Origin of the sequence: Phenylobacterium sp., assembly GCF_036264965.1 — a bacterium.
Classification (GTDB): Bacteria; Pseudomonadota; Alphaproteobacteria; order Caulobacterales; family Caulobacteraceae; genus Phenylobacterium.
In genome coordinates this window covers 23,376-29,448 of sequence record NZ_DATAPY010000069.1, presented here as the reverse complement: position 1 = coordinate 29,448, position 6,073 = coordinate 23,376, and the positions used below count along the sequence as shown (strand labels likewise).

The 6,073-nt window shown below is 68.6% G+C and carries 6 protein-coding genes; all 6 read right to left on the bottom strand.

Annotated features, from left to right (window positions below; translation table 11 throughout):
- Positions 1-179: 179 nt before the first annotated feature.
- The 6 genes from VHS75_RS09750 to VHS75_RS09725 are packed head-to-tail and all read right to left on the bottom strand — an operon-like array spanning position 180 to position 6,050.
- On the bottom strand, positions 180-1,280 hold the full coding sequence (locus VHS75_RS09750) for a pyridoxal phosphate-dependent aminotransferase (RefSeq protein WP_329638420.1): 1,101 nt from the start codon (positions 1,278-1,280) through the stop codon (positions 180-182).
- Positions 1,281-1,292: 12 nt separating this feature from the next.
- The gene (locus VHS75_RS09745) at positions 1,293-2,045 is read right to left on the bottom strand and encodes an enoyl-CoA hydratase/isomerase family protein (RefSeq protein WP_329638419.1); all 753 of its coding nucleotides are present in this window, start codon (positions 2,043-2,045) and stop codon (positions 1,293-1,295) included.
- The gene (locus tag VHS75_RS09740; RefSeq protein WP_329638418.1) at positions 2,042-3,241 is read right to left on the bottom strand and encodes a CoA transferase; all 1,200 of its coding nucleotides are present in this window, start codon (positions 3,239-3,241) and stop codon (positions 2,042-2,044) included. The genes VHS75_RS09745 and VHS75_RS09740 overlap by 4 nt, the downstream gene beginning before the upstream one ends.
- A gap of 11 nt (positions 3,242-3,252) precedes the next feature.
- Positions 3,253-3,834: a hypothetical protein gene (locus VHS75_RS09735; RefSeq protein WP_329638417.1), complete on the bottom strand. Its 582-nt coding sequence runs from the start codon at positions 3,832-3,834 to the stop codon at positions 3,253-3,255.
- 10 nt (positions 3,835-3,844) lie between these two features.
- Positions 3,845-4,615 carry an SDR family NAD(P)-dependent oxidoreductase gene (locus tag VHS75_RS09730; RefSeq protein WP_329638416.1) on the bottom strand — a complete coding sequence of 257 codons (771 nt, stop codon included), beginning with the start codon at positions 4,613-4,615 and terminating at the stop codon, positions 3,845-3,847.
- A 19-nt stretch (positions 4,616-4,634) separates the two neighbouring features.
- Entirely contained in the window at positions 4,635-6,050 is a 1,416-nt protein-coding gene (locus VHS75_RS09725; RefSeq protein ID WP_329638415.1) for an AMP-binding protein, read from the bottom strand.
- Positions 6,051-6,073: the final 23 nt, after the last annotated feature.

Genomic DNA, 6,073 nt, shown 5'->3' with positions numbered 1-6,073 from the left:
GAGGAAGAGCAGGCCATCTTCCGCTCGACGCCGATGTTCACGGAGCCGGCGGCGGCCTGACGGCCTAGACCCTGTCCCGGCTGACTTGGTCCAAGTCAGCCGGGAAAGAACAGGGTCGTCGGCTATATCTGGAGCCCTTCTTGTCCACTCAGGTTGATCCAACCTGAGTAGGAAGGGCTCTAGCCTCGCAGGGCCGCCGAAATCGCCGCCAGGCCGGCCTCGAGCTCGTCGGCCGTTGGCCAGCCATAGCCCACGCGGAAATAGCTGTCGGGCTGCTCGAACCAGTGGCCGGGGCCGACATAGGCGCCGTGATCTTCCAGCAGGCGGCGGTAGAAGCCTTCTGTCCCGCCCGCGGGCTCGACGGTCATGCGCGGGAAGCAGACCACCCCGCCGCCGGGCTTCACCCATTCCAGGCGGTCCTCGCCGGCCATCCAGTCGCTGACCTGCTGAAGCCGCCGCCGCATCTCGAACAGGCGCGGACCCAGGATCGCGGCGCGGTTCTCCATGATCTGCTCGGCCACCCATTCGTCCATCACACTGCCGCAGATGCTGATCTGCTCGCTGGCCGCCAGGAACACCTCCTGCAGGGCCGGGTCCTTGGTGATCAGCCAGCCGATGCGGATGCCCGGCACGCCATAGGCCTTCGACAGTGACGAGACGCTGATCACGTGGTCGCCCAGCGACGCCGCCGGCGGCAGGGGTCCGTCAAAGCTGAGGTCGCGATAGGTCTCGTCGACCAGCAGGCGGCACCCACGGCGCGCGGTGAGCTCGACCAAGCCGCGCAGTTCCGCCTCGCTCAGCATCACCCCGGTCGGATTGTGCGGGCAGGTGATGCTGACGATCCGGGTGGTGGGCGTGATGGCCGCGGCGACCCTCTCCAGGTCGACGCGGAAGCCATCTTCGAAGGCGAGGTCGATGTGGGTCGTGGGACAGCCAATGGCCCGCGGCGTCTCCAGATTGGTCGCGTAGTTGGGCCGGATCACCACCAGGTGGTCGCTCGGTCCAAGCAGCGAGGTGGCGATGATGAACAGCGCCCCGGCCGCGCCGGTGGTCACCAGCACGTCGGCGGCGGACAGCCCCGGGCCGTCCGCGGCGATCAGCTGCCGCAGCCGCTCGCGGCCGCGGTGTTCGCCATAGAGCAGCGGCATGTCGGGAATGGTGAGGCCGAGATCGGAGAGCTTCTGGTCGGCCACCGAGCTCTCGGAGAGGTTCCAGCGGATGCGCGCATAGCCGTATTCCTCCGGGCTCTCCACCTCGATCGGCATTCGGACATAGCGCACGCGGAACCGCTCCTAGCTGCGGGTGAAGACGGGGTCGCGGCGCTCGCGGAAGGCGGCGACGGCAGCCTTGTGGTCGGCCGATCGACGCAGGACGCGCAGTTCGGGCGCGGCCATCGCGTTGAATTCCTCCGGCGACAGGTCCGGGGCGCGGTTGGCGGTGCGCTTACTGGCCTCCACCGATAGCGGCGCGCGGCTGGCGATCCGTTCGGCGAGTGCGATGGCGGCGGTGCGCAGCTCATCCGGCGCGTGCAGGCCGGTGACCAGGCCATAGCGCTCGGCCGTCTCGGCGTCGTGCGGCAGACCGGTCAGCAGCATCGCCTTGGCGCGGCTGACGCCGATCAGGCGCGGCAGGCGATAGGTCGAGGCCATCAGCCCCACATTCACCCCGGCGCAGACGAACCTGGCCTCGGTCGCAGCCAGGCGGATGTCGCAGCAGAGCGCCAGCTCGAACCCGCCGCCGACGCACCAGCCGTTCACCGCCGCCACCACCGGAACCCGCGTCGCTTCCAGGCGGTCCAGCAGGCGGCCGAACCCGGCCAGATCCTCGCCGCCGGGGCCGGTGTTCTTCAGGTCGTCGCCGGCGCAGAAGGCGCGGCCCTTGCCGGTGACGATCAGGCAGCGCAGCGCGTCGTTCGCCTCAACCTCGTCGAGCGCCGCCATGAAGGTCTGGCGCATCGCCTCGCCCAACGGATTCATCGGCGGATTGTCGATCTCCAGCAGGACGACGGCCTCGCTGACCGGCTGGACATGCACCTGGCCGCTCATGCGGGGACCTCCACTTTCCGTTCTGTGGCCGCTGCGCCGCTCGCGATCAGAGCGTCGATCTCCGCCGCTGGGAATCCGGCCTCGCCCAGCACCTCGCGGGTGTGTTCGCCTACCTCGGCTGGCCCGCAGGTCAGCGCCACGGGCGTGTCGTGCAGCTTGATCGGCGTGCGAGGAAATGGCCGCCCACCGACTTCCGCCAGCAGGCCGCGGGCCTTGATCTGCGGGTCGTCCCAGGCCTGCGCGATGGTGTTCAGGGGCCCGGCCGGCACGCCCTTGGCTTCCAGCTTCTTGACCCAGTTGGCGGAGGTGTCGGTGGTCAGGATCGCCTCGATCCTCGCCTGCAGAGCATTGCGGTTCTTCATGCGCCCGCCGGTCGTCTCGAAGCCGGCCTCGCCGACCAGGGTCGGATCGCCAAGCGCTTCGCAGAAACGCCGCCACAGGCGCTGGCTGTTCACGCCGACCACCATGTGCCCATCGGCCGTTTTTAGCGCCTCATAGGGCGCGGCGAGCCGGTGGCGCGTGCCGTTGCGCTGGGCCACCGCGCCGGTGGTCAGGAACTGGCCCGTCTCCCAGATCGTGTAGGCGAGCGCCGATTCCAGCAGCGAGCTTTCGACCTGCTGGCCCTTGCCGGTCGCGTGCCGGCTCTGGATCGCCGCCAGCACGCCGATCGCCGCGAACAGGCCGGCGTTAAGGTCGGAGATCGGCACCGCCGTGGAGCAGGGTTTCTCGCTCCCCGCCTCGCCCACGAAGCTCATAATCCCGCTCATCGCCTGGGCGATCAGGTCGAAGCCGCCGCGGTTGCGGTAGGGTCCGTCGAGGCCGAAGCCGGAGACCGAGCAATAGACCAGCCGCGGGTTGACCTTCGAAAGCTCTGCGTAGCCCAGGCCCATGCGGTCTAGTGATCCGGGGCGATAATTCTCGACGAAGACGTCCGCCGTCTCGGCGAGTTTGCGCACCACCGCGGCCCCCGCTTCCGTCGAGAGGTCCAGCGCGATGGCGCGCTTGTTGCGGTTGACGAAGTCGAAGGCGCGGAAGGCGGCGCTGCTGCCCGTTCCGCCCAATCCGCGGGTGCTCTCGCCGCTTGGCGGCTCGATCTTGACCACGTCGGCGCCCAGGTCGGCCAACACCATCGAGCAATAGGCCCCGGCGATGACGTGAGTGCAGTCCAGCACCTTGAGGCCGGTGAGCGCGCCCATCGCCGGCCGCCCTACCCGACCGGGGCCAGGACGGTGGCGCGGGCCAGCGAGACGCGGGTCAGGTCGCGGCGGCGCGCGAAGGCGTTGCGCGCCGTCTCCGCCGGATTGCGGCTGCGCTGCCACTCGTTCAGGTCCTTGTAGCCGGTCATCAGCAGGAGGCGTCGCGCGCCTTCCATCAGGTCGTCCTTGCTGGGCTGGGCGGCGAACAGGCCGAAGATCCTGGTCTCGAAGTGGCCCTCGAAATCCGGCCAAGCCTCGCCGGACAGCTTCACGAACTCGTCGAAGCCGGTGGCGTCGATCGTGAACCAGTTGTGGACATAGACGCCCATGGCCGCGGGCTTCGCGCCATCGGCGGGCCGGATGGTCGGCGTCAGCCGGTGGCGCTCCGCGGAGACGACCCCCGGCGCGCGCATCACCGCCTCGACGGCGGCGTCGCCCGTGGTCAACACCAGGGCCTGGTTGGAGGCGAAGCCCAGCAGAGGGGCGAACACCGCGACCGCCTGGGCGCCCGACGCCGCGCGGACGTGGTCGGCCACCGCCTTCTGGGCCGTCCGGTCGCGCTTCAGGCGTAGTTCAAAATAATTATATTCCATGGGCTTACCCTTAGTAGTTCACCCGCTGGGTGATCGCGCCGTCGACGATCATGTTGATGCCCGTCGTGAAGGCCGAGCGGGGGCTGGCCAGGAACACCGTCGCCGCGGCGATCTCCTCCGGCGTGGCCATGCGGCCAGTCGGATTGCGCTTGATCATCTGATCGAAGAAGCCCGGCATGCCGACCTTCACCCGACCCCAGACGCCGTCGTCGAAGTAGACCGTCCCCGGCGAAATGACGTTGCAGCGAACCTTGGCCGCCGCGTTCTGCCGCGCGACGCCCTTGGCGAAGTGGATCAGCGCCGCTTTCATCGCGCCATAGGCCGACGGATTGTCCGAATTCACTGAGGACACCGACGAGATGATCAGGAAAGCGGCGTCGCCGGTCTTGGCCGCTGCGGCGCCGAGGAAGGGTTGGGCGGCTTCCCAGGTGCGCACGGCGCCCAGCATGTCGATGTCGAACATCGCCTGCCAGTCGGCCTCGGCGTTGCCCTGCACCAGGGCGCTGGCGTTGGAGACGAGGACGTCGATACCACCCAGCTTTTCGCCGGCGCTCCTGACGAACGCCTGCAGGGCCGCGCCGTCGGCGATGTCGACCACTTCGCCCCAGGCCTTCACGCCGCGGCCTTGCAGCGCCTTGACGGTCTCGGCGATCTGCTCGGCGTTGCGGGCGCAGACGGCGACGTTGGCGCCCTCGTCGGCGAAGCAATCGGCGATGGCGCGGCCGATGCCGCGCGTGCCGCCGGTCACCACCGCGGTCTTGCCCTTAAGCTGCAGATCCATCGCCGTCCCTCGCCTGAAATCAGCCTGTCTTGAACAGGTCTCCGTACCGGTCGCGTAGCAGGTTCTTCTGCACCTTGCCCATGGCGTTGCGCGGCAGCTCGTCGACGAAGACGATCCGTTTGGGCGATTTGTAGGGCGCGAGCTGGCGGCGGCATTCGGCGATCATCGCCGCCTCGTCACCCCAATGGTCTTTGGCCGCGATCACCACGGCCACCACGCCCTCGCCGAAATCGGGGTGCGGGACGCCAACCACGGCACTCTCGGTGACGCCGGCCAGTTCGTCGAGCACCAGCTCGATCTCCTTGGGATAGACGTTGTAGCCGCCGGAGATGATCAGGTCTTTGGCCCGTCCGCTGATCCAGACGCGTCCGTCAGGATCTTGGCGGCCCACATCGCCCGTCATGAAATAGCCGTCGGCGGTGAACTCCTGGGCGGTCTTTTCCGGCATCTCCCAGTAGCCGGAAAAGACGCTGGGGCCTTTGATCTCGATGACGCCGGTCTCCGCGTCGCCGCCGATGCGCAGCTCCACGCCCGGCAGCGGATAGCCGACGCTGCCGGGGATGCGGTCGCCGTCCAGCGGGTTGGAGGTGATGATCACCGCCTCGCTCATCCCATAGCGTTCCAGGATGCGCATGCCGGTCCGCGCTTCGAACTCGGCGAAGGTCGATTCCAGCAGAGGCGCGGAGCCGCTGATGAACAGACGCATGTGCGCCGCGCGTTCGCGGGTGAACTCGGGATTGGCCAGCAGGCGCGTGTAGAAGGTCGGCACGCCCATCATCACCGTGGACTTCGCCAGACCTGCCATCACCTCGGCGTCCACGAACTTCGGCAGCCAGACCATCGGCGCGCCGCTGAGGAACACACAGTGCAGAGCCACGAACAGGCCGTGGACGTGGAAGATCGGCAGGGCGTGCAGCAGCACGTCATCCGGCGTGAAGCCCCAGGCCTTGTGCAGCGCCAGCGCATTCTCCGCCAGGGCGCCGTGGCTCAGCATGGCGCCCTTGGAGCGCCCGGTCGTCCCGCTGGTGTAGATCAGGGCGGCGAGGTCGGTCTCCGCGCGCGCGATCGCTTTGACCAGCGGGTCGGCGGCGTCGGCCTCGGCGCGGAAGGCCTGGGCGTCGGTCACGAAGACCCGGGGCTGAGCGTCGTGGACAAAGTAGTCCACCTCCGGGCGGGTGTAGGCGGAGTTGAGCGGCAGGAACACCGCCCCGGCCTTCAGCACGCCAAGATAGATCATGACCGCATCGACCGATTTCTCGGCCTGTAGCCCGACCCGGTCGCCGGGCTTTACGCCCAGCGCCCGCAGGTGGCCCGCGATCTGGGCGGCGCCCGCCTCCAGCTCAGCGTAGCTCACCTCGGCGCCGTCGCTCATCAGGAACGCGGGCTGGGATCGATCCGCCGGAAAGCCGCCCGCCAGGAGGTCGTAGAGGTTCATGCCTCTCCCTTATGGCCGGCGCC

Bases quoted from the DNA above. Each gene is read 5' to 3' on its own strand.
- VHS75_RS09745 (WP_329638419.1), bottom strand. From the start codon at position 2,045: ATGAGCGGCCAGGTGCATGTCCAGCCGGTCAGCGAGGCCGTCGTCCTG.
- VHS75_RS09740 (WP_329638418.1), bottom strand. From the start codon at position 3,241: ATGGGCGCGCTCACCGGCCTCAAGGTGCTGGACTGCACTCACGTCATC.
- VHS75_RS09735 (WP_329638417.1), bottom strand. From the start codon at position 3,834: ATGGAATATAATTATTTTGAACTACGCCTGAAGCGCGACCGGACGGCC.
- VHS75_RS09730 (WP_329638416.1), bottom strand. From the start codon at position 4,615: ATGGATCTGCAGCTTAAGGGCAAGACCGCGGTGGTGACCGGCGGCACG.
- VHS75_RS09725 (WP_329638415.1), bottom strand. From the start codon at position 6,050: ATGAACCTCTACGACCTCCTGGCGGGCGGCTTTCCGGCGGATCGATCC.